This is a genomic window from Microbacterium aureliae (assembly GCF_054780155.1).
On the sequence record NZ_BAAGWW010000002.1, the window covers coordinates 1,103,215 to 1,124,454 of the forward strand.

A 21,240-nucleotide genomic window follows, 5' to 3' on the forward strand; every position below is an offset into this window, starting at 1 on the left:
CCTACGAGCGACGCCGGCCGCGGTCGCGGTCATCGCCGCGCCGCGGGCGTTCGTCCGACCAGGAGCGTCCGGGACGCTCGTCGCGGCCGGTGCGGCGGGACGGGCCGCCGGTGTCCAGCCGCAGCTCGATGAGCCGCCCCGAGATGCGCGTCTCGGCCAGGCGGTCGAAGGTCTGCGCGGGCAAGTCCGCGGGAAGCTCGACGAGCGAGAAGTCCGGCCGGATCTGGATCGCGCCGAAGTCGTCTCGGCGCAGGCCGCCCTCGTTGGCCAGGGCGCCGACGATCTGCCGGGGCTCCACGCGGTGCCGCTTGCCGACCGCGATGCGGTAGGTCGCCATGCCCTCGCGGGGCGCGCGGTCCCGGCGGGCGGGACGGTCGTCGCGATCGGCGCGCTGCGGCCGGTCGTCGCGATCGCGGAACGGCCGGGCCGCCGGCTCCGGATCGGGCGTGAGCAGCAGCGGCGACTCGCCCTGGGCGACCACGGCGAGCGCCGCGGCCACGTCCACCTCGGGCACGTCGTGGTGCCGCACGTAGTGGGCGACGATGTCGCGGAACCCGTCGATGCGCTCGGTCTCGGCGAGGGCCGCCGTGATCCGGTCGTCGAAGCGCGACAGCCGGGTCTCGTTGACCTCGTCGACGCTGGGCAACTGCATCTCGGTGAGCTCCTGCCGCGTGGCGCGCTCGATCGCGCGCACGAGTCCCCGCTCGCGCGGGGTCACGAAGCTGATGGCGTCTCCGGAACGGCCGGCGCGGCCGGTGCGGCCGATGCGGTGCACGTAGGACTCGGTGTCGGTGGGGATGTCGAAGTTGACCACGTGCGAGATGCGCTCGACGTCCAGACCGCGGGCGGCGACGTCGGTGGCGACGAGGATGTCGAGCTTGCCCGACTTCAGCTGGTTGACGGTCTTCTCACGGACCGGCTGGGCGACGTCGCCGTTGATGGCGGCGGCGGCGTAGCCGCGCGCCCGCAACTTCTCGGCGATCTCCTCGGTGACGCTCTTGGTTCGGCCGAACACGATCATCCCGTCGAAGTTCTCGACCTCGAGGATGCGCGTGAGAGCGTCCATCTTCTGCGCATACGACACGATCAGGTAGCGCTGGGCGATGCTGGCCGAGGTGGTGGTCTTGGCCTTGACGGTGATCTCTTCGGGGTCGTGCAGGTACTGCCCCGACATCCGCCGGATCGCCGCGGGCATCGTCGCCGAGAACAGGGCGACCTGCTTGGTCTCGGGGGTCTCGGCGAGGATGGTCTCGACGTCCTCGGCGAAGCCCATCTTGAGCATCTCGTCGGCCTCGTCCAGCACCAGGAAGCGCAGCTCCGACAGATCCAGCGTGCCCTTGTCGAGGTGGTCCATGATGCGGCCCGGCGTCCCGACGATGATGTGCACGCCGCGGCGCAGCGCCGACAGCTGCACGCCGTAGCCCTGTCCGCCGTAGACCGGCAGGATGTGGACGCCCTTCAGGTGCGCGGCGTACTTCTCGAACGCCTCGCACACCTGCAGCGCCAGCTCGCGCGTGGGGGCGAGGACGAGCGCCTGCGGCGTCTTCTGATCCAGGTCGAGGCGGTCGATGATGGGCAGCGCGAAGGCGGCGGTCTTGCCGGTGCCGGTCTGGGCGAGGCCGACGACGTCGCGGCCCTGCAGCAGCGTGGGGATGGTCGCGGCCTGGATGGCGCTGGGGGTCTCGTAGCCGACGTCTCGCAGTGCCTTCAGCACGGCGGCGCCCAGCCCGAGGTCTGAGAAGGTCGTCTCGGCGGGCGCTGCGGGGGCCTCTGCGTCGATGGGGGAGTCGGTTTCGGTCACGCTTCAGGGTAGTGCGCGGCGGCTGTGAGACGACAGGACGCCCTCACGCGCCCGAGCCCACGGGGCGGCCCCGGCGGGGGCGCTCGGTCGACAGGGCGAGCTGCAGGGCATGATCCGGATGCCGCGACAGCCGGTCCAGCGCCCGCTCCAGCCACCGGACCTCGGCTTCGGCGGCGCTGATGCGCGCGTCGTGGATGATCCCCCATGCCAGGGCCTCGGGGCTGTCGCCGGCACCGTGCGGCGGCTCCTCGGAGCTGACCCGCTCGAGGCGCGAGGCCGAGGTCCGCAGCTGGTCGGCGAGCATCGTCTCGACGTCGGCGCCGGGAAGGGTCGAGGCGAGGGCCGCCTTGATGGCCAGCTCGTCCCGCGGCACCCCCTGCTCGACGGGGTGGGTGAGCCACCGGCGGACGTCGGCGACGCCGGCATCCGTGATGCGCCAATAGACGTGCCCGTGCGCGTCGACGGCGTCCTTCGCGACCAGGCCGTCGCGCTCGAGGCGGTCGAGGGTGTTGTAGATCTGGCCGACGTTCAGCGGCCACGTCGCCCCGGTGCGGCGCTCGAACTCGGCCCGCAGCTGATAGCCGTAGCAGGGACCCTGGTCGAGGATCGCCAGCAGGCTCCGCCGTACCGACATCCGAACTCCTCGCTCCCGGTGATCCGGATGCCGAGTATATGCATACCCGGCAACGCCGGCGGCCGCGCCCAGCGCACATCAAGGTCACAGGTGGATAACATGGGCAGGTATGCCCGGGCGCTCCCCGCCCTGGCGGCAGCGGCGCCTGGACGCCTCACCCGACAGATGGAGACACTTCGTGGCCAACCCTCTCGAGAAACTGCTTCGCGCCGGCGAGGGACGCATCCTCCGGCGCCTGCAGCAGGTGGTGAAGGCGGTAAACACCCTCGAGGAGGACTACGCCCAGCTCACCGACGAGGAGCTGCGCAGCGAGACCGCGGAGCTGCGGGCCCGCCACGAGGCCGGCGAGACGCTGGACCGGCTGATGCCCGAGGCGTTCGCCGCCGTCCGCGAGGCCGCCAAGCGCACCCTCGGCCAGCGGCCGTACGACGTGCAGATCATGGGCGGCGCGGCGCTGCACATGGGCAACATCGCCGAGATGAAGACCGGTGAGGGCAAGACCCTCACCGCCGCCTTCCCCGCCTACCTCAACGCCATCGCGGGGCAGGGCGTGCACGTGGTCACCGTCAACGACTTCCTCGCGTCGTACCAGTCCGAGCTCATGGGCCGCATCTACCGCGCCCTGGGCATGACCACCGGCACGATCGTCTCGGGGCAGACCCCCGAGGTGCGCCGCGCGCAGTACGAATGCGACATCACCTACGGCACGAACAACGAGTTCGGCTTCGACTACCTGCGCGACAACATGGCCTGGCGCAAGGAGGACCTCGTCCAGCGAGGACACTTCTTCGCCATCGTGGACGAGGTCGACTCGATCCTCATCGACGAGGCCCGCACCCCACTGATCATCTCGGGGCCCTCGTCGGGCGAGGCCAATCGCTGGTTCGTCGAGTTCGCCAAGATCGCCCGCACCCTCGAGGCGGGCGTGGACTACGAGGTCGACGAGAAGAAGCGCACCATCGGCGTGCTCGAGCCCGGCATCGAGAAGGTCGAGGACTACCTCGGCATCGACAACCTGTACGAGTCGGCCAACACCCCGCTCATCTCGTTCCTCAACAACTCCATCAAGGCCCTCGCGCTGTTCAAGCGCGACACCGACTACGTCGTGATGAACGACGAGGTCATGATCGTCGACGAGCACACCGGCCGCATCCTCGTCGGCCGTCGCTACAACGAGGGCATCCACCAGGCGATCGAGGCCAAAGAGGCCGTGCCGGTCAAGGCCGAGAACCAGACGCTGGCCACCGTCACGCTGCAGAACTACTTCCGCCTGTACGACAAGCTCTCGGGCATGACCGGAACCGCCGAGACCGAGGCGGCCGAGTTCATGTCGACCTACCAGCTCGGCGTCGTCCCGATCCCGACCAATCGGCCGATGATCCGCAAGGACCAGTCCGACCTCGTCTACAAGAACGAGCAGGCCAAGTTCGCCCAGGTCGTCGAGGACATCGCCGGCCGCCACGCCGAGGGCCAGCCGGTGCTCGTGGGCACGGTCAGCGTCGAGAAGAGCGAGTACCTGTCCCGGCTGCTGGCCAAGAAGGGCATCAAGCACGAGGTCCTCAACGCCAAGAACCACGCCCGTGAGGCCGAGATCGTCGCGCGTGCCGGTCGCCTGGGCGCCGTCACCGTCGCCACGAACATGGCCGGGCGCGGCACCGACATCATGCTCGGCGGCAACGCCGAGTTCCTGGCGGTGCAGGAGATGCGCGCCAAGGGCCTCGACCCCGTCGAGACGCCCGAAGAATACGAGGACGGGTGGGATGACGTCTACCAGTCGACGCGCGACACCGTGGCCGCCGAGGCCGAGAAGGTCATCGCCGCCGGCGGGCTCTACGTCCTGGGCACCGAGCGGCACGAGTCGCGCCGCATCGACAACCAGCTGCGCGGTCGCTCGGGCCGCCAGGGCGACCCCGGCGAGAGCCGCTTCTACCTGTCGCTGACCGACGACCTGATGCGCCTGTTCCAGTCCGGTGCCGCCGAGGCCATCCTCGCCCGCACGAACTTCCCCGACGACGTCGCGATCGAGTCGGGCATGGTCTCTCGGGCGATCAAGAGCGCGCAGAGCCAGGTCGAGGCCCGCAACGCCGAGATCCGCAAGAACGTCCTGAAGTACGACGACGTCCTCAACCGCCAGCGCGAGGCGATCTACTCCGACCGGCGCCACATCCTGCAGGGCGACGACATCGCCGACCGCGTGCAGCACTTCGTCGAGGACGCGATCGAGGCCGTCATCGACGACCACACCGGCTCGGGTCACAATGAGAGCTGGGACTTCGATGCGCTGTGGACCGAGCTGAAGACCCTGTACCCGGTGGGCGTCACGATCGATGAAGTGGTGGCGGATGCCGGGGCCCGGGGCCGCATCACCCCCGAAGGCCTCAAGCGCGAGATCCTCTCGGACGCGCGCATCGCCTACGAAAAGCGCCAGGACACGCTGGGCGAGCCGGCGATGCGGGAGCTCGAGCGCCGCGTCGTGCTGCAGGTGCTCGACCGCCGCTGGCGCGACCACCTCTACGAGATGGACTACCTCAAGGACGGCATCGGCCTGCGCGCCATGGCCCAGCGCGACCCGCTGATCGAGTACCAGCGCGAGGGCTACCAGATGTTCCAGTCCATGATGGGCCAGATCAAGGAAGAGACCGTCGGGTACCTGTACAACCTCGAGGTCGAGGTGCGTCGCGCCGAGGGCGACCGCGCCGAGGTCGAGGCGAAGGGACTGCAGACGCCGGCCGTAGAGGGGCAGCGGCTTCAGTACACCGCGCCCAACGACGCCGGCGAGGTCGAGGTGCGCAACGAGCGCGGCCAGGTCCAGCAGGCCGCGACCTCCAAGCTCCGCCAGGCTGCCGCCGCGGCGGCCGGCACGACGCCCGAGGCTCCGGCCGAGGCGCCGCGCGGGGCGTTCGGCCAGCGTCAGGAGGCGCCGGCGGCGACGCCCGCGGCCAACCGGGCGCAGCGCCGGGCCGCCGACAAGCGCAAGTGACCCGGCGGGCGGGGTGCCGGCATCCGGACCCCGCCGCCGGTCCACGCGAGGGCCATTGGCCCTGCCGGTGCCCGGATATCCTGATCGGATGAGCCCGCTGCGCCCCCTCGATCAGTCCACCAAGCTCAAGGACGTCCTGTACGAGATCCGCGGGCGAGCCCTCGTCGAGGCCGACCGGCTGGAGTCGGAGGGGCACACGATCCTCAAGCTGAACACCGGCAACCCCGCCGCATTCGGCTTCGAGGCGCCGTATCAGATCGTCCGCGACATGATCGAGGCCGTCCCGCACGCGCACGGCTACAGCGACAGCCGCGGGATCATCTCGGCCCGCCGCGCGGTGGTGTACCGCTACGAGCAGGAGCCGGGGTTCCCGTCGTTCGAGCCCGACGACGTGTACCTCGGCAACGGGGTGTCCGAGCTCATCACGATGGTGATGCAGGCCCTGCTCGACGACGGCGACGAGGTGCTGATCCCCGCACCCGACTACCCGCTGTGGACGGCGATGACCTCGCTCGGCGGCGGGACGCCGGTGCATTACGTGTGCGACGAGGCGAACGGCTGGCAGCCGGACCTCGAGGACATCCGCGCGAAGGTGACCCCGCGCACGAAGGCGATCGTGGTCATCAACCCCAACAACCCCACCGGTGCGGTTTACTCGCGTCAGGTGCTGGAGGGGATCGCCGAGATCGCGCGCGAGCACTCGCTGCTGCTGCTGTCGGACGAGATCTACGACCGCATCCTCTTCGACGACGCGCGGCACATCCCGATGGCCACCATCGCGCCCGACCTGCTGTGCCTGACCTTCAACGGGCTGTCCAAGACCTACCGGGTGGCCGGCTACCGGTCGGGGTGGCTGGTGATCACAGGGCCCAAGAAGCACGCGTCCGGGTTCCTCGAGGGGATCACTCTGCTCGCATCGACGCGGCTGTGCCCCAACGTCCCCGCCCAGCACGCCGTGCAGGCGGCGCTGTCGGGCGTGCAGTCCATCGACGCGCTCATCGCCCCCACCGGCCGGCTCCACGAGCAGCGGGACACCGCGTGGGAGGGGCTGGAGGCGATCCCCGGGGTCTCGTGCGTCAAGCCCGCCGGGGCGCTGTACGCCTTCCCGCGCTTCGATCCCGAGGTCCACGAGATCCGCGACGACGCAAAGCTCGTCTACGACTTCCTGGTCGCCGAGCACGTGCTGCTCGTTCAGGGAACCGGGTTCAACTGGCCGACGCCCGATCACGTGCGCATCGTGACTCTTCCCGAGTCCCGCGTGCTCGCCGAGGCGATCGAGCGGCTCGGCAACTTCCTATCGTCGTATCGGCAGTGAGGCTCACAGGAGCGCGAGCGACGTCGCGCGCCAGCGGCCGTCCATGCCCTCCAGCCGCAGTGCAATCGCGCGGGTGCGGGCGGGGCCCTGCACGATGACCACACCCTCCACCACGCCGTCCGCCGGCGAGGAGTGCCGCAGTGACAGGATCGCGTGCACGGGGCGTTTGGCGGGGAGCCCCCGCGCGCTCCGGGCGCGCGCGGCCAGGTTCGAGCGGGCGACGAGCTTGCGGTAGGGGTCCTCGGTCAGCCAGCGCGCGAGCTGGTCGACCTCGCGAACCCCCGCGAAGACCTCGAGCACGCCGACGGTGAGGTTGCGAAGCAGCGGCTCGGGGTCCGGCAGGTCGGTCGCCGAGGTGCGCTGCGGAGCGAAGAGCGCGGTCAGCTCCTCTTCCGCGTCGAGCGTCGTGGAGTACGTGCGGGTGGTGCTCGTGGCCTTCGCTGCCATGAGGAGCCTTCCGTGTGGGCGGTGCCTTCCTTCGCCCCAGTACAACACACAGCCAACTCCCAGACCCAGCCGGGATCGGTTCTGTGGATAACTGCATCGCCCGCCGCGGACGGGTGCTCTACGCTCGCGGAGTGCGCTGGGAACGGTTCTTCGACGATCTCGAGGATCAGCTCGCCTCGGAGTGGGAGGCCGAGCGCGCGGCCCTCGACACCGAGGCCGAGCGGCTGCGGCTGTCGCGCGTCGAGCTGCGCGAGCGGCTGAGCGCCCTCATCGACCGCGACCGATCGGCGCCGTCGCCCACCCTGGAGTTCCTCGACGGCCAGAGCCTGGCCGTCGAGGTCGCGGGGGTGGGCGCCGACTGGGTCGCGCTCACGCCGGTCACCGCCGCGGGCGTCTCGCTGCTCGCGCCACTCGGGGCGATCCTGGGCGTGGGGCTCCCTCACGCCGATGCGCTGCGCAGCGCCCGGCCGGCTCCGCCGCGATCGGCGCTCACCGAGCGACTGACCTTCGGCTTCGCCCTTCGCGACCTCGTGCGCAAGCGCTCGGCGGTGACGGTGTGGCTGGCCACCGGCCGCACGCTGACCGGCACCATCGACCGCGCCGGGGCCGACCACTTCGACCTCGCGATCCACGACGCCGGCACCCCGCGCCGCGTCGAGTCCGTCACCGGCTTCCGGCTCATCCCCTTCGCCGCGGTGGCGCGAGTGCGCGTGGAGGCCGGGACCTCGCTGCTGTGAGCGCGGGCGGTCAGTCCGGGCGCCGCACCGAGCCGGTGCCCCACAGCTCGGGGAAGCTGGCGGCGTTGGACTGCCGCCACAGCGCCATGCGCCGCGCCTCCTCCGCCTGGTCGTCGAGGTAGTCGGCGACGCTGTTCTCCTCTACCCGCCACCGCGCGGGAGACCCGACGCGAAGGCCGCGCAGCCGCCCCTCGTGCACCAGCTCCATGACCTCCGACACGGACACGCCGAGGATCTCGCCCACCTGGGCGGGAGCCAGAAGGCGCAGGTCCGACGTCGGCAGCTCGGGCATGTGCCCATTATCGACCCGGGGCCGGGGAACGGAAGGGACCTCGCCGCGCGCTGTGGATAACGAGCCGGCGCCCGCGCGGCGGTGCGCCACCATGGGTGCCATGAACGCTTCCGCCCGCAGCGCACGTCGCCCGTTCTGGGCCGATGTGCGCTTCATCCTCGGCATCGTCCTCATCGCCGTGTCGGTCGGCGGTGTGTGGCTGGTGGTCGCCGCCGCGCGCGAGACCGATCCGGTCTACGCCGCGGCGCGCACGATCGTCGTCGGCGAGCCGGTGGAACCCGGCGACCTGCGCGTCGTCGAGGTCGGTCTCGGACCGGTCGCCGACCAGTACGTCTTCGCCGAGGAGCTCGCCGACGGAGCCGTCGCCTCCCGGACGATCGGCGAGGGCGAGCTCGTCACCCGCGCAGCGCTCGTCGATGACGAGGCGGTGCGCACCACGACGGTCGTGCTGCGCAGCTCGATCGACGTCCCCGCCTCGGTCGTGGCCGGAACCCCCGTCGAGGTGTGGTCCGCGCCGCTCGTCGAGGCGGGGGAGTACGCCACCCCGCGCATCCTCGTCGCCGACGCGACCGTCGTCGCCGTCGACCGGGACGACACCATGATCGGCGGCGGCGCGACCGCGCTCGAAGTGGTGATCCCGCGCGCGGACGTCGCCGCCGCGCTCCAGGCGATGGCCGACGGGTCCGCACTCTCGGTGGTTCCCGCCGCGGGAGGCCGGGGATGAGGATCGCCGTCGCGCTGTCGCCCGCGCTCGCCGGCTCCGTGATCGCCGGGATCGAGCGGGAGGGGGTGGCCGTCGAGATCATGGCGCCCGAGACGCTCGCCGCGGCCGCAGAGGACGCGCTGCCCGGCGACGAGGTCGAGGCCGCCGTGCGGGCGCTCGCCGGCTGCGACGCCGTCGTGCTCGAGCTCTCGAGGACGACCCTCACCGCCGCGGCGGTGGCGCTGTGCGACCGCGCGGGAGTGCGGATCCTGGCGTGGGGCGACGATCCGGAGCAGCGGCGCCTTGCGGCCGCGTTCAGGCTGGAGACCCCCCTGCCGGCGGACGCCGAGCCGTGGCGGATCGTCGAGCGACTGGCCGAGCCGCCCCGCGCGGCGGATCCCCCGGAGCCTGCGGGCGGTCCCCGCACGATCGTCGTGTGGGGAGCCCACGGGGCACCGGGAAGATCGACGGTGGCGATCGAGCTCGCCGTCGAGCTGGCCCGCGGCGGTCGTCACGCCGCGCTTGTGGATGCCGACACCCACGCGCCCTCCCTCGCCCTGGCGCTCGGGCTCGCCGACGAGGGTCCCGGGTTCGCCGCAGCGTGCCGGCAGGCGGAGCTCGGCGGCCTGGACGCGCGGGAGCTCGCGCGCATCAGCCTGCCGCTCGGCCGCACCGGCGTGGATGTGCTGACGGGCATCAACCGCCCCTCGCGGTGGCCCGAGCTGACCGAGACCCGGGTGACCCAGGCGCTGCAGACCTGCCGCGCGTGGGCCGATTACACCGTCGTGGACGTCGCGGCATCGCTGGAGCGGGACGAGGAGATCGTCAGCGACCTGACGGGGCTGCGGCGCAACGCCGCGACGATCGCCGCCCTCCGCAGCGCCGACGCCGTCGTCGCCGTCGTCGCCGCCGATCCCGTCGGCGTCTCGCGCTTCCTGCGCGGCTATGCCGAGCTGCGGGCGACCATCGGCGACACCGACGTGCACGTCCTCGCCAACCGCCTTCGACCCGGCGCCCTCGGCATCGATGCGCGCGGACAGGTCCGCCGTGCGCTGGACCGCTTCGGCGGCATCCGGGACGTCTGGTTCGTCCCGCACGATCCGCGCGCCGCCGACGCGGCGCTCCTGGCTGCGCGGCCCGTCGCCGAGGCCGCCCCGCGCTCGGCGATGACGACGACGCTGCGGCGCTTCGTGGGCGACGCGGTCGTCCCGGTGCCGGTGCGCCGCTAGCCTGGAGCGATGTCCACGCTCAGCGATCTCGTCTACGCTCAGGGCCGCTCCAGCGCGGCGGATGTGGAGTGGCTCCACCGGCTCGCCGGCGACGGCCAGCTGCTGGCCGATCTGGCCTTCGCGGACATCGTCATCTGGGTGCCGACCGAGGACGACTCCTTCGTCGCCATCGCCCACACGCGCCCGAGCGGTGCGGCGACGCTGTTCTACCGCGACATCGTCGGCGACCGGGTGCGGCCGCAGTGGCGAACCCAGGTGCGCGAGGCGTTCCAGACCGCCCGCATCGTCGACTCCGCGTCGCCGGACTGGTTCGAAGAGACGCCGACCCGCGTCCGGGCGGTGCCGATCGTCCGCGCCCGCGGCACGGAGCAGCCCCTGACCATCGGCGTCCTGACCCGGCACACCAACCTCGGCGAGGCGCGCATCCCCTCCCGGCAGCAGACCACGTTCAACGAGTGCGCGGACGACCTGTTCGGGATGATGTCCTCGGGGGAGTTCCCCGACATGACGGCGCCCACCTCGCCCCGCCGCGGTGCTCCCCGCGCCTCGGACGGGCTGGTGCGCCTGGACGTGGACGGCATGGCCACCTTCGCCAGCCCCAATGCGCTCTCGGCCTTCAACCGGCTGGGCTTCGAGGACGAGCTCGAGGGCGAGTCCCTCGTCGAGGTCGTCACGAAGATCCTGCCCAGCAAGCGCCAGTTCGACGAGTCGCTGCCGGTCGTCGTCACCGGCCGCGCCCCGTGGCGCGCCGATCTCGAGGCGCGCGGCGTGACGGTGTCGCTGCGGACGATCCCGCTGCGCGATCACGGCCGCCGCATCGGCGCGCTGGTGCTGTGCCGCGACGTCACCGAGATCCGGCACCAGGAGCAGGAGCTCATCACCAAGGACGCCACGATCCGCGAGATCCACCATCGTGTGAAGAACAACCTGCAGACGGTCGCCTCGCTCCTGCGCATCCAGGCCCGCCGCTCGCATTCCGACGAGGCGCGGGAGGCTCTGACGCAGGCGATGCGCCGGGTGTCGGCGATCGCCGTCGTCCACGACACCCTGTCGGAGGGGCTCGCGCAGAACGTCGACTTCGACGACGTCTTCGCCCGCGTCCTCAAGCTCGTGGCCGAAGTTGCCGCCGCGCCGAACACCCGGGCGCGCACCCGGACGACGGGCCGCTTCGGGACGCTGCCCAGCGAATACGCCACGCCCCTCGCCCTCGCACTCACCGAGCTCGTCACCAACGCCGTCGAGCACGGCCTGGCCGGGCAGGAGGGCGACGTCGAGATCGTCGCCGACCGCACCGACGACCGGCTCGAGGTGCGCGTGCGCGACACCGGGTCGGGACTCCCCGAAGGTCAGGTCGGACGCGGCCTCGGGACGCAGATCGTCCGCACGCTCATCCAGGGCGAGCTCGGTGGCACCATCGACTGGCACACGATCATGGGCAGCGGCACCGAGGTGACGATCGAGATCCCGCTGCGCTACATCGAGCGGGGGGAGCCCTGACCCGCCGGGGTCAGGACGCGCGGCGGGCGCGGGCCGCGCGGCGCTTCAGGGCGCGACGCTCGTCCTCGGACAGCCCACCCCACACGCCGGAGTCCTGACCGGTCTCGAGGGCGTACTGCAGGCACACCTCGGTGACGGTGCAAGTGGCGCACACGGCCTTCGCCTTCTCGATCTGGTCGACCGCGGGCCCCGTGTTCCCCACGGGGAAGAAGAGTTCGGGGTCGACGGTCAGGCAGGCGGCCTTGTCGCGCCAATCCATGGTGATGCTCCTTGTGATGGTGATGATCGAGTGTCGAGGGCCCGGGTCGGGTCCGATACCCTGGTGGGACGTGCGAGCTACTGCTCGCCCCACGGCACTGTGGGAGCACACGGCTTCACCAATGGTCCCACAGCCGTTTACCTGGATCAAGGGCGAATTCGCGCCCAGGAGGGATCGCCGCGCATGCGAACGGACGCTCTGGCCAGGACGACGGCGGTCCTGCTGGCGGCCGAGGGCCTCGGCATCCTGCTGGTCGCCGGCTGGGAGGCCGCCGCGCTGATCGGGGGCGACACCGGATCGGTCACGAGCTCGATCGCGCTGCTCGTGCTCACCCTCGTCGGCGCCGCCGCGGTCTTCGCCTTCGGCGTCGCCGTGTGGCGAGGGCAGTCGTGGGGTCGCTCGGGTGGTGTCGTGACGCAGCTGCTGATCCTCGCCGTCGCGCTGGGCGCCGCGACCGGCGCCTACGCCGCGCCGCAGGTGGCGCTCGCGCTCGCGGCGCCGGCGGTGATCCTGCTCGTCCTGCTCGTGATGGTCATGCGGCGGACCGCGCCCGCCCGCTCCTAGCCGAGCCCTACCAGGGAGCGGATGCGGGCGACGTGCCCGGTCGCCTTGACGTTGTAGAGCGCGTGGGCGATCCGGCCGTCCGGGTCGATGACGAACGTCGACCGCAGCACGCCCTGCACGATCTTGCCGTAGGTGGACTTCTCGCCCCACGCGCCGTACGCGTCGTGCACCGCGTGGTCGGGATCGCTCAGCAGGTCGTAGGTCAGACCGTCGTGCTCGCGGAACTCGCGCAGCTTGGCGGTGTCGTCCCGCGAGATGCCGAGGACCTCGTAGCCCGCCGCCTGCAACGGGGCGAGCGAGTCGCGGAAGTCGCACGCCTCGGTGGTGCACCCGGGCGTCATGGCCGCCGGGTAGAAGAAGGCGATCACGCTGCGGCCGCGCAGCGACGCCAGCGTCACCACCTCGTCGTCCTGGTTGACGAGGGAGAAATCGGGGGCGATGTCGCCGGGTTCCAGTCGCGCGTCGGTCATTCCGCCAGCCTATCGGCGTACGGGGGCACCGGCCGCCGGCCTCAGGCGCGTTCGGCGAAGGTCTCGAGCAGCCGCTGCAGCGAGTCCAGCCGCTCCGCACCACGGGCGCCCGCGCGTCCCTCGCGGACCGCCGCCGGGAGGGCGCAGTCGGGCGCGTCGGCGCGGTGGGTGCACCCGCGCGGGCACTCCAGGGCGAGCTCGGCGAGGTCGGTGAAGGCGCGCAGGATGTTCGACGGGTCCACGTGCCCGAGCCCGAACGAGCGAACCCCCGGGGTGTCGATCACCCAGCCGCCGCCGGCGGCGCCGTGATAGCGCAGCGACACGGTGGAGCTGGAGGTGTGCCGGCCACGGCCGGTGACCTCGTTGACGTGCCCGGTGGCCCGCCCCGCGCCCGGGACGAGCGCGTTGACGAGGGTGGACTTGCCCACGCCGGAGTGCCCGACGAACACCGTGGAGTGGCCTACGAGCGCCTCGCCGATCCGCTCCACGGGCATCTCGTCGCGCGCGCTGGTGAACACCACCAGGTCCAGGCCCTCGAAGTGGGACAGGAACGCCGTCGGGTCGGCCAGATCGGTCTTCGTCACCACCAGAAGGGGACGGATGCCGGCATCCAGCGCCGCGATCAGGTAGCGGTCGACGAGCCTCGCGCGCGGCTCGGGGTCGGCGGCGGCCACCACCACGAGCATCTGGTCGGCGTTGGCGACGATGACGCGCTCGACCTGGTCGGTGTCGTCGGCGCTGCGGCGCAGGAGCGAGGTGCGCTCCTCGATCCCGATGATGCGGGCGAGCGTGCCCTCCTCGCCCGAGGAGTCGCCGACGACGCGGGCGCGGTCCCCGGTGACGATGGGGGTCTTGCGCAGCTCGCGGGCGCGGACGGCGAGCACCTGGCGCTCCTCGGCGCCGTCCTCGTCCACGAGCACGGTGTACCGGCCGCGGTCGACGCCCAGGACCCGGGCGATCCGGGCGTCGGCGTGGGCGGGACGACGCTTGGTCCGCGGGCGGTTGGCCTTCGGGTTGGGTCGCACGCGGATGCGGGCCTCGTCGAACTCGGGTTCGTCGTCGTCGAGGTCGTCGAGCCAGCTCACGGTCGGGTCCGGGTCACGGTCGTCTCACGCGTCGGGGGCCGGCTCTGCCGGTGCGAGCCCGTCGCCGGCGAGCATGCCGTGCCACAGCTCGGGGAACTCGGGCATGGTCTTCGCCGTCGTGCCGATGTCGTCGACCTCGACGCCCGGGACGACCAGGCCCAGCAGCGCCCCCGTCGTCGCCATGCGGTGGTCGTGGTGCGCGCGCCAGAGACCGCCCTGCAGCCTGCGTGGCTCGATGCGGATGCCGTCGGCGAGCTCGTGCGCCTCGCCGCCGAGCCGGCGCAGCTCGCCGGCGAGCGCCGCGATGCGGTCGGTCTCGTGCCCGCGGATGTGGCCGATGCCGTAGAGGGTCGTCGGCGCGTCGGCGAGGGCGGCCAGCGCGAAGATCGTGGGGGTGAGCTCGCCCGCCGCCGACAGGTCCAGATCGACACCGTGGATGCCGGTGCCGGCGCTGACGGTGAGGGCGCCGCCGCGGCGGTGCACCTTCGCGCCCATGAGCGCGAGGATCTCGCCGAGCATCGCCCCGGGCTGCGTCGAGCGCGCCGGCCAGCCGGTGACGGTGACGGTCCCGCCGGTGACCATCGCCGCCGCCAGGAAGGGCGCGGCGTTGGACAGGTCGGGCTCGAGGGCGACGTCCTTGCCGCGGATGGGACCGGCGGGGACGATCCACTCGCCCGTCGAGGGCCGCTCGACGTGGACGCCGCGGTGCGCGAGCGTCTCGACGGTCATGTCGATGTGCGGCATGCTCGGCAGCCGCTCGCCGCGGTGCACGAGGTGCAGGCCGACATCGAACCGGGGTGCCGCAAGCAGCAGTCCCGAGACGAACTGGCTCGACGCGCTCGCGTCGATCGCGACCTCGCCGCCGCGGACGTGGCCGTGGCCGCGGATGGTGAAGGGGAGCGACCAGTGGCCGCCGTCGTCGATGTCCACCCCGACCTCGCGCAGCGCCGAGATCATCGCCCCCATGGGCCGGTGCAGCGCGCTCTCGTGCGCGGTCAGCGTCACATCGCCGGATGCGAAGCCGCCCAGGGCGGCGACGAAGCGCATGACGGTGCCGGCCTGGCCGCAGTCGACCTGGATCCCGCCGCGCAGCGGCAGGTGCGGGGTCACCACGATGTCGTCGCCGAACGGCCCGCTGCCGGGCTGGAACTCGACGCCGACGCCGAGGGCCCGGAGCGCCTCGACCATGCGGGCGGAGTCGTCGGAGTGCAGGGGGGAGTGCAGGGTGCTCGGTCCGTCGGCCAGTGCGGCCAGGATCAGCTCGCGGTTGGTGAGGGACTTCGATCCCGGGACCGTGACGGTGGCGTGCAGGGGTCCGGACGCCTGCGGCGCGGCCCACGCGCCAGCGCTTCCGGTGCTCTTGCGCCCCTGTCTCGGCGGCGCGGGGGAATACCCGTCGACTGTCATCGGTTCCTACCCTACTGAACGCCCCGAGGTCGACCCTCGCATCACTCGCCGGGAACGGAGCCCCATGATCGCCACGCTCGATCGCCTCGACGCCGCCCCCGGCGTCGCGCCCGACCGGCGGCATCCGGATGACGCCGCCGTAGACTGGCGCGTGATGAGCGAGCAGGCCGAGCAGGACGTCGATCAGGACCAGGACGCGAGCGCGCAGTTCGAGCAGCAGGCGCTGCCCTTCATGGACCAGCTGTACGCCGCCGCGATGCGGATGACCCGCAACCCCGCGGACGCGGCGGACCTGGTCCAGGAGACCTTCGTGAAGGCTTTCGCGTCGTGGTCGTCGTTCACGCAGGGGACGAACCTGAAGGCGTGGCTGTACCGGATCCTCACGAACACCTACATCAACACGTACCGCAAGAAGCAGCGGGAGCCGTATCAGGGCACGATCGACGAGCTCGAGGACTGGCAGCTCGGCGGCGCGGAGTCGACGACCGCCACCAGCAGCCGGTCGGCCGAGGCCGAGGCGATCGACCACATGCCCGCGTCGGCGGTCAAGGACGCCCTGCAGGCCATCCCCGAGGACTTCCGCCTGGCGGTGTACCTCGCCGACGTCGAGGGATTCGCCTACCAGGAGATCGCCGACATCATGAAGACCCCCATCGGCACCGTGATGAGCCGTCTGCACCGTGGCAGACGGATGCTTCGCGAACTGCTCGCCGATTACGCCACTGAGCGCGGCATCACCGCCGCCACGAGGAGCACGAAATGACCGACTGCGGCTGTGAGAAGGCGCGCCGCGACCTCGAAGAGTACCTGCGCGACGAGGTCTGCAAGACCAAGCACTCCGACATCACCGAGCACCTGGACAACTGCCCGGGATGCCGTGACGAGGCCCTGGTCGCCCGGACCCTGACCGATGTGATCGCGCGGGCCTGCAAAGAGACCGCGCCCGAAGAGCTGCGCGCCCAGGTGCTGGCCCGCTTGCGCGAGGCCCACCCCGCCCACTGAGTCCGCCCGCCGGGCCGGCCGGCTGAGCCCGTCGCCTACGGCGCGACGAACAACTCGAGCGCGCCCGGTCGCACCGTGACCTCGAACGGCGGCACGCCGACGGGGTCCCCGTCCGCGTAGCCCCGCGCGCCGGTGGTCGTGATGGTGACCGAGCGCACGCGCTGCGTGCGCACCTCGGGGACGCTCAGGTGGGTTCCGGCATAGAGGCGCGGCAGCAGCCGCAGCAGCCGCAGTCGCCCGAGCTCCGAGACGAGCACGAGGTCCAGCATCCCGTCGGCGTCGTCGGCGACGGGGCAGATCGGGATGCCGCCGCCGTAGGTCGACCCGTTCGCCACGGTCGCCATGATGAGCCGCTCCCGGCGGTGCTCGCGCGTGCCGTCGGGGTGCTCGATGCCCAGGTCGAAGTCCGTGGCGGCGAGGGTGAGGAACTCCCGCAGGATCGCGAGGGTGTAGCGGGAGTTGCCCCGCGGCCACCGCATCGCGTTCGCGCGGTCGTTGACGCGCGCGTCGAACCCGCACGCCAGCACGGTGGCGAACGGGACCTCGTCGCCGTCGGCGGTGGTGACCACGGCGAGGTCGAGGCGCCGGGTCCGGCCGCCGGCGATGGCGGCCACGGCGGACGCGGCATCCCGGGCTCTGACACCGGCCGACGCGGCGATGTCGTTGCCGGTCCCGGCGGGAATGATCCCCAGCGGGATGCCGGTGCCCGCCAGCAGGGGCAGGGTCAGCGCGACGGTGCCGTCGCCGCCGCACACCGCGACGGCGTCGACGCCGGCGTCGACCGCGGCCGCCACCAGCGCGCGGGACTCGGTGGCGCTGCCGCCCGACACCTGCGTCACACGCATCCCGCGTGCACGCAGGAGCCCGGCGGCCTCGTCGGCCGTGCGTCCGGCCGTCCCCGCGCGCGCAGCCGGGTTCGCCAGCAGCACGAGGTCCATCGGGCGAGGCTGCAGCGTCCCGCTACAGCGTGAGGGCCTTCTGCATGATCGTCGCCTGCTCCAGCGCGTGCACCTTCGGCGACCCGGTCGCCGTCGAGGCCGCCGACGGGCGCGAGACGCGCCGGATGGTGCGGCCGTGCAGGTGCTTGACGATCTCGAGGGCGATGAAGGGCCACGCTCCCTGGTTCTCGGGCTCATCCTGCACCCACACCAGGTGGGCGTTCGGGTAGCCGTCGATGATCGCGTTGAGCTCGTCGATCGGGGCCGGGTAGAACTGCTCGACCCGCACCAGCGCGATCTCGGGGTTCGGCTTCTTCTCGAGCTCGGCCTTGAGATCCCAGTGGATCTTGCCCGAGTGCAGCAGGACGCGCTTGACGGCGTTCTTGTCCAGCGGACGCTGGTCGTCGATCACCGGCTCGAACCGCCCGCTGAGGAAGTCCTCGACGGGGCTGGTCGCGCCGCGCAGGCGTAGCATGGCCTTGGGGGTGAAGACCACGAGCGGCCGTCGCGGGCGCTGGTAGGCCTGGCGCCGCAGCAGGTGGAAGTACGAGGCCGGCGTCGAGGGGCGCGCGACGGTCATGTTGTCCTGTGCGCACATCTGCAGGTAGCGCTCGATGCGGGCCGAGGAGTGATCCGGTCCCTGACCCTCGTAGCCGTGGGGGAGCAGCAGCGTGACGCTGGACTGCTGGCTCCACTTCTGGTCGGCCGACGAGATGAACTCGTCCACGACGGACTGCGCACCGTTGGCGAAGTCGCCGAACTGCGCCTCCCACAGCACGAGGGCGTCGGGACGCTCGACGGAGTAGCCGTACTCGAACGCCATCGCGGCGTACTCGCTCAGCAGCGAGTCGTACACCCAGAAGCGACCCTGGTCTTCGCTGAGGTTGGTCAGCGGGATCCACTCCTGCCCGTTCGCGCGGTCGTGGAGGACCGAGTGGCGCTGGACGAACGTGCCGCGACGGGAGTCCTGACCGGCCAGGCGCACGTTCTGCTTCTCGATCAGCAGCGACCCGAAGGCCAGAAGCTCGCCGAAGGCCCAGTCGATGCCGCCCTTGCGGCTCATGTCCAGACGGCGGTCCAGCAGCTGCTGGAGCTTGGTGTGGACGGTGAAGCCCTCGGGCTTGTTGACGAACGCGTCGCCGATGGCCTCGACGACCTCGCGGGACACCCCGGTCGACTCCGGCTCGCCGGCGGCGGGCTCCGGCTCGGCGTCGGGCTCGACGACGGCCGAGGCGCCGGTCTCTGCGGCATGCGTCTCGGCGAACGCGATCTCGAGGCGGTCCTGGAAGTCGCGCTTGGCCTGCTCGTATTCCTCTTCGGTGATGTCGCCGCGGCCGACGAGGGCCTCGGTGTACAGGCGGCGCACCGAGCGCTTGGCCTCGATGAGGTTGGTCATGAGGGGCTGCGTCATCGACGGGTCGTCGCCCTCGTTGTGCCCGCGGCGGCGGTAGCAGATGAGGTCGATCACGACGTCGCGGTGGAACTTCTCGCGGTAGGCGAAGGCCAGCTGCGCGACCCGCGTGACCGCTTCGGGGTCATCGCCGTTGACGTGGAAGATCGGCGCCTGGATCGTCTTGGCGACATCCGTGGCGTACACCGAGGTGCGCGCGTCCTGCGGAGTGGTGGTGAAGCCGACCTGGTTGTTCACCACGACGTGGACCGTGCCGCCGGTGCGGTAGCCGCGCAGCTGCGACATCTGCAGCGTCTCGACGACCACGCCCTGCCCGGCGAACGCGGCGTCGCCGTGGACGAGGACCGGCAGCCACGAGAACGAGCCGATGGGCATCCGGTCCTGCTTGGCGCGGACGATCCCCTCGAGGACGCCGTCGACGGTCTCGAGATGCGACGGGTTGGCCGCCAGGTACACCGGCAGCTCCTCGCCGCCGTCGGCGACGAAGGTGCCCTCGGTGCCGAGGTGGTACTTCACATCGCCCGAGCCGCTCTTGGAGCCGACGGCCACCGAGCCCTCGAACTCGCGGAACACCTGGCCGTAGGTCTTGCCGGCGATGTTGGTGAGCACGTTCAGGCGGCCGCGGTGGGCCATGCCGATCGCCGCGCCGTCCAGGCCCGCCTCGGCCGCACCCTGGAGGATCTCGTCGAGGAGGGGGATGAGGGACTCGCCGCCCTCGAGGCTGAACCGCTTCTGCCCGACGTACTTCGTCTGCAGGAACGTCTCGAAGGCCTCCGCCTGGTTGAGCTTCTCGAGGATGCGCAGCTGCTCGTCGTGGCTGGGCTTCTGGTACTTCACCTCGACGTTCTGCTGGAACCACGCGCGCTGCTCGGGATCCTGGATGTGCATGTACTCCAGGCCGATGGTCCGGCAGTACGAATCGCGCAGGACCCCGAGGATGTCGCGCAGCTTCATGATCCGCTTGCCGCCGAAGCCGCCGGTGACGAACTCGCGGTCCAGGTCCCAGAAGGTCAGCCCGTGGTTCTCGATCTCGAGGTCGGGGTGGGTGCGCTGGACGTACTCCAGCGGGTCGGTGTCGGCCATCAGGTGGCCGCGCACGCGGAAGGAGTTGATGAGCTCCTGCACGCGGGCGGTCTTGTCGACGCGCTCGGCGAGGTCGACGTTGATGTCGCTGGCCCAGTGGATGGGGGCGTAGGGGATGCGCAGCGCGGCGAAGATGTCGTCGTAGAAGCCGCGCGCGCCGATCAGCAGCTCGTGCACCTTCTTGAGGAACTCGCCCGACCCGGCGCCCTGGATGACGCGGTGGTCGTAGGTGCTGGTGAGCGTGATCGTCTTGCCGATGGCGAGCTCGTTGAGGGTCTTCTCGCTCGCGCCCTGGAACTGCGCCGGGTACTCCAGCGCGCCGGCGCCGACGATGCAGCCCTGGCCCTTCATCAGGCGCGGGACGGAGTGGACCGTGCCGATGCCGCCGGGGTTGGTCAGCGAGATGGTCGTGCCCTGGAAGTCGGCGGCGGTGAGCTTGCCGTTGCGCGCCCGCGTGACGAGGTCCTCGTAGGTGGTGAGGTACTCGTTGAAGGTGAGCTGGTCGGCGCGCTTGATGCTCGGCACCATGAGCGCGCGCGTGCCGTCGGGCTTGGGCAGGTCGATCGCGATGCCCAGGTTGATGTGCGCGGGGGCGACGACCGACGGCTTGCCCTCGATCTCGGCATAGAAGACGTTCTGGCTCGGGAACTCTTTGAGCGTCTGGATGATCGCCCAGCCGATGAGGTGCGTGAAGCTGACCTTGCCGCCGCGGGTGCGGGACATGTGGTTGTTGATCACGATCCGGTTGTCGATCATGAGCTTGGCCGGCACCGTGCGCACGCTCGTCGCGGTGGGGACGGTCAGGGACTCGTCCATGTTCGCCGCGAGGGTCTTCGGCATCCCCTTGAGGGTCGTCACCTTGTCCTCGGCGACCGCCTCGGACGAGGAGGGGGCGACGCTGGGCGCCTGCGCCGGGATCGGCTGCGGGGCGGCCGGGCGCGCGGTGGTGCGCGCGACGGGCTGCGAGCCGTTCGGGGCCGGCTTGTCCGCGTCGGCGTCCTTCTGCGCGGGGGCGGCGGCGGGAGCCGCGGCGGGTGCGGGAGCGGGGGCCGCGGGTGCGGGTGCGGGTGCGGGAGCGGGGGCCGCGGGTGCGGGTGCGGGTGCGCTCGGCTTGGCGGCCTCCGAGACCGGCTGCGTCGGAGCAGAGGGCACGCGGGCGGTCGCGGCATCGACGGGTTTGTAGGCCTCCAGGATCGGCCACCAGGCCTTGTCCACGGAGTTCTTGTCGTTCTTGAACTGCTCGTACAGCTCGTCGACGAGCCACTCGTTCGCTCCGAACTCGCCTTCGTTCGAAACCCCGACGCCCGTCACCTGGCTCGACACGCTCGATCGCCTGCTTTCATCGGTGAAGTCCTGACCGTGCGGGGCGTACGACGCCGGCACGCA

General features: G+C 71.6%; 19 protein-coding genes. 9 read left to right on the top strand and 10 right to left on the bottom strand.

The window, feature by feature from the left end; translation table 11 throughout:
* Position 1: 1 nt before the first annotated feature.
* Positions 2 to 1,801, bottom strand: coding sequence for a DEAD/DEAH box helicase (locus ACYVF4_RS11165; protein ID WP_460722670.1), 1,800 nt, complete (start codon positions 1,799 to 1,801; stop codon positions 2 to 4).
* A gap of 43 nt (positions 1,802 to 1,844) precedes the next feature.
* On the bottom strand, positions 1,845 to 2,435 hold the full coding sequence (locus tag ACYVF4_RS11170) for a PadR family transcriptional regulator (protein WP_460722672.1): 591 nt from the start codon (positions 2,433 to 2,435) through the stop codon (positions 1,845 to 1,847).
* Positions 2,436 to 2,613: 178 nt separating this feature from the next.
* On the opposite strand from ACYVF4_RS11170, the gene secA reads away from it, so the two are divergent.
* Both secA and ACYVF4_RS11180 read left to right on the top strand, forming a co-directional pair.
* Entirely contained in the window at positions 2,614 to 5,415 is a 2,802-nt protein-coding gene (secA, locus tag ACYVF4_RS11175) for a preprotein translocase subunit SecA (protein ID WP_460722674.1), read from the top strand.
* An 88-nt stretch (positions 5,416 to 5,503) separates the two neighbouring features.
* Complete coding sequence (locus tag ACYVF4_RS11180; protein ID WP_460722676.1) at positions 5,504 to 6,730, top strand: pyridoxal phosphate-dependent aminotransferase; 1,227 nt, start codon at positions 5,504 to 5,506, stop codon at positions 6,728 to 6,730.
* 3 nt (positions 6,731 to 6,733) lie between these two features.
* Here ACYVF4_RS11180 and ACYVF4_RS11185 read toward each other — a convergent pair whose 3' ends face one another.
* Positions 6,734 to 7,177: an Rv3235 family protein gene (locus tag ACYVF4_RS11185; RefSeq protein WP_460722678.1), complete on the bottom strand. Its 444-nt coding sequence runs from the start codon at positions 7,175 to 7,177 to the stop codon at positions 6,734 to 6,736.
* Between the two features lie 131 nt (positions 7,178 to 7,308).
* Between ACYVF4_RS11185 and ACYVF4_RS11190 the strand changes: the two genes are divergently transcribed.
* Positions 7,309 to 7,914 (top strand): hypothetical protein, encoded by a 606-nt coding sequence (locus ACYVF4_RS11190; protein ID WP_460722680.1) that lies wholly within the window; start codon positions 7,309 to 7,311, stop codon positions 7,912 to 7,914.
* 10 nt (positions 7,915 to 7,924) lie between these two features.
* Here ACYVF4_RS11190 and ACYVF4_RS11195 read toward each other — a convergent pair whose 3' ends face one another.
* Positions 7,925 to 8,206 carry a helix-turn-helix domain-containing protein gene (locus ACYVF4_RS11195; protein WP_460722682.1) on the bottom strand — a complete coding sequence of 94 codons (282 nt, stop codon included), beginning with the start codon at positions 8,204 to 8,206 and terminating at the stop codon, positions 7,925 to 7,927.
* Between the two features lie 100 nt (positions 8,207 to 8,306).
* On the opposite strand from ACYVF4_RS11195, the gene ACYVF4_RS11200 reads away from it, so the two are divergent.
* From ACYVF4_RS11200 to ACYVF4_RS11210, 3 genes are read left to right on the top strand one after another with little or no spacing between them, the layout of a single operon-like run.
* The gene (locus tag ACYVF4_RS11200; RefSeq protein ID WP_460722684.1) at positions 8,307 to 8,930 is read left to right on the top strand and encodes an SAF domain-containing protein; all 624 of its coding nucleotides are present in this window, start codon (positions 8,307 to 8,309) and stop codon (positions 8,928 to 8,930) included.
* A complete protein-coding gene (locus ACYVF4_RS11205) occupies positions 8,927 to 10,138 on the top strand; it encodes an AAA family ATPase (protein WP_460722686.1) in 1,212 nt (403 codons plus the stop codon). The genes ACYVF4_RS11200 and ACYVF4_RS11205 overlap by 4 nt, the downstream gene beginning before the upstream one ends.
* Before the next feature lie 9 nt (positions 10,139 to 10,147).
* The gene (locus ACYVF4_RS11210) at positions 10,148 to 11,635 is read left to right on the top strand and encodes a sensor histidine kinase (protein WP_460722688.1); all 1,488 of its coding nucleotides are present in this window, start codon (positions 10,148 to 10,150) and stop codon (positions 11,633 to 11,635) included.
* A 10-nt stretch (positions 11,636 to 11,645) separates the two neighbouring features.
* Here the strand turns inward: ACYVF4_RS11210 and ACYVF4_RS11215 are convergent, their stop codons facing one another.
* Positions 11,646 to 11,894, bottom strand: a complete 249-nt coding sequence (locus ACYVF4_RS11215) for a WhiB family transcriptional regulator (RefSeq protein ID WP_184750492.1) — start codon at positions 11,892 to 11,894, stop codon at positions 11,646 to 11,648.
* A gap of 183 nt (positions 11,895 to 12,077) precedes the next feature.
* Here ACYVF4_RS11215 and ACYVF4_RS11220 point away from each other — a divergent pair, with 183 nt between their 5' ends.
* On the top strand, positions 12,078 to 12,458 hold the full coding sequence (locus ACYVF4_RS11220) for a histidine kinase (RefSeq protein WP_460722690.1): 381 nt from the start codon (positions 12,078 to 12,080) through the stop codon (positions 12,456 to 12,458).
* Here ACYVF4_RS11220 and bcp read toward each other — a convergent pair.
* The 3 genes from bcp to aroA are packed head-to-tail and all read right to left on the bottom strand — an operon-like array spanning position 12,455 to position 15,420.
* On the bottom strand, positions 12,455 to 12,928 hold the full coding sequence (gene bcp, locus ACYVF4_RS11225) for a thioredoxin-dependent thiol peroxidase (RefSeq protein WP_460722692.1): 474 nt from the start codon (positions 12,926 to 12,928) through the stop codon (positions 12,455 to 12,457). The genes ACYVF4_RS11220 and bcp overlap by 4 nt on opposite strands.
* A 41-nt stretch (positions 12,929 to 12,969) precedes the next feature.
* Positions 12,970 to 14,013, bottom strand: coding sequence for a ribosome small subunit-dependent GTPase A (rsgA, locus tag ACYVF4_RS11230; RefSeq protein ID WP_460722694.1), 1,044 nt, complete (start codon positions 14,011 to 14,013; stop codon positions 12,970 to 12,972).
* Between the two features lie 24 nt (positions 14,014 to 14,037).
* Positions 14,038 to 15,420 carry a 3-phosphoshikimate 1-carboxyvinyltransferase gene (gene aroA / locus ACYVF4_RS11235; RefSeq protein WP_460722696.1) on the bottom strand — a complete coding sequence of 461 codons (1,383 nt, stop codon included), beginning with the start codon at positions 15,418 to 15,420 and terminating at the stop codon, positions 14,038 to 14,040.
* Positions 15,421 to 15,574: 154 nt separating this feature from the next.
* Here aroA and ACYVF4_RS11240 point away from each other — a divergent pair, with 154 nt between their 5' ends.
* Positions 15,575 to 16,183 carry a sigma-70 family RNA polymerase sigma factor gene (locus ACYVF4_RS11240; RefSeq protein WP_460723130.1) on the top strand — a complete coding sequence of 203 codons (609 nt, stop codon included), beginning with the start codon at positions 15,575 to 15,577 and terminating at the stop codon, positions 16,181 to 16,183.
* Complete coding sequence (locus ACYVF4_RS11245; protein WP_460722698.1) at positions 16,180 to 16,422, top strand: zf-HC2 domain-containing protein; 243 nt, start codon at positions 16,180 to 16,182, stop codon at positions 16,420 to 16,422. Before ACYVF4_RS11240 ends, ACYVF4_RS11245 begins: the two co-directional genes overlap by 4 nt.
* Before the next feature lie 35 nt (positions 16,423 to 16,457).
* Here the strand turns inward: ACYVF4_RS11245 and ACYVF4_RS11250 are convergent, their stop codons facing one another.
* On the bottom strand, positions 16,458 to 17,360 hold the full coding sequence (locus tag ACYVF4_RS11250) for a diacylglycerol kinase family protein (protein ID WP_460722700.1): 903 nt from the start codon (positions 17,358 to 17,360) through the stop codon (positions 16,458 to 16,460).
* Between the two features lie 22 nt (positions 17,361 to 17,382).
* Positions 17,383 to 21,177, bottom strand: a complete 3,795-nt coding sequence (locus tag ACYVF4_RS11255) for a multifunctional oxoglutarate decarboxylase/oxoglutarate dehydrogenase thiamine pyrophosphate-binding subunit/dihydrolipoyllysine-residue succinyltransferase subunit (protein WP_460723132.1) — start codon at positions 21,175 to 21,177, stop codon at positions 17,383 to 17,385.
* Between the last annotated feature and the right edge of the window lie 63 nt (positions 21,178 to 21,240).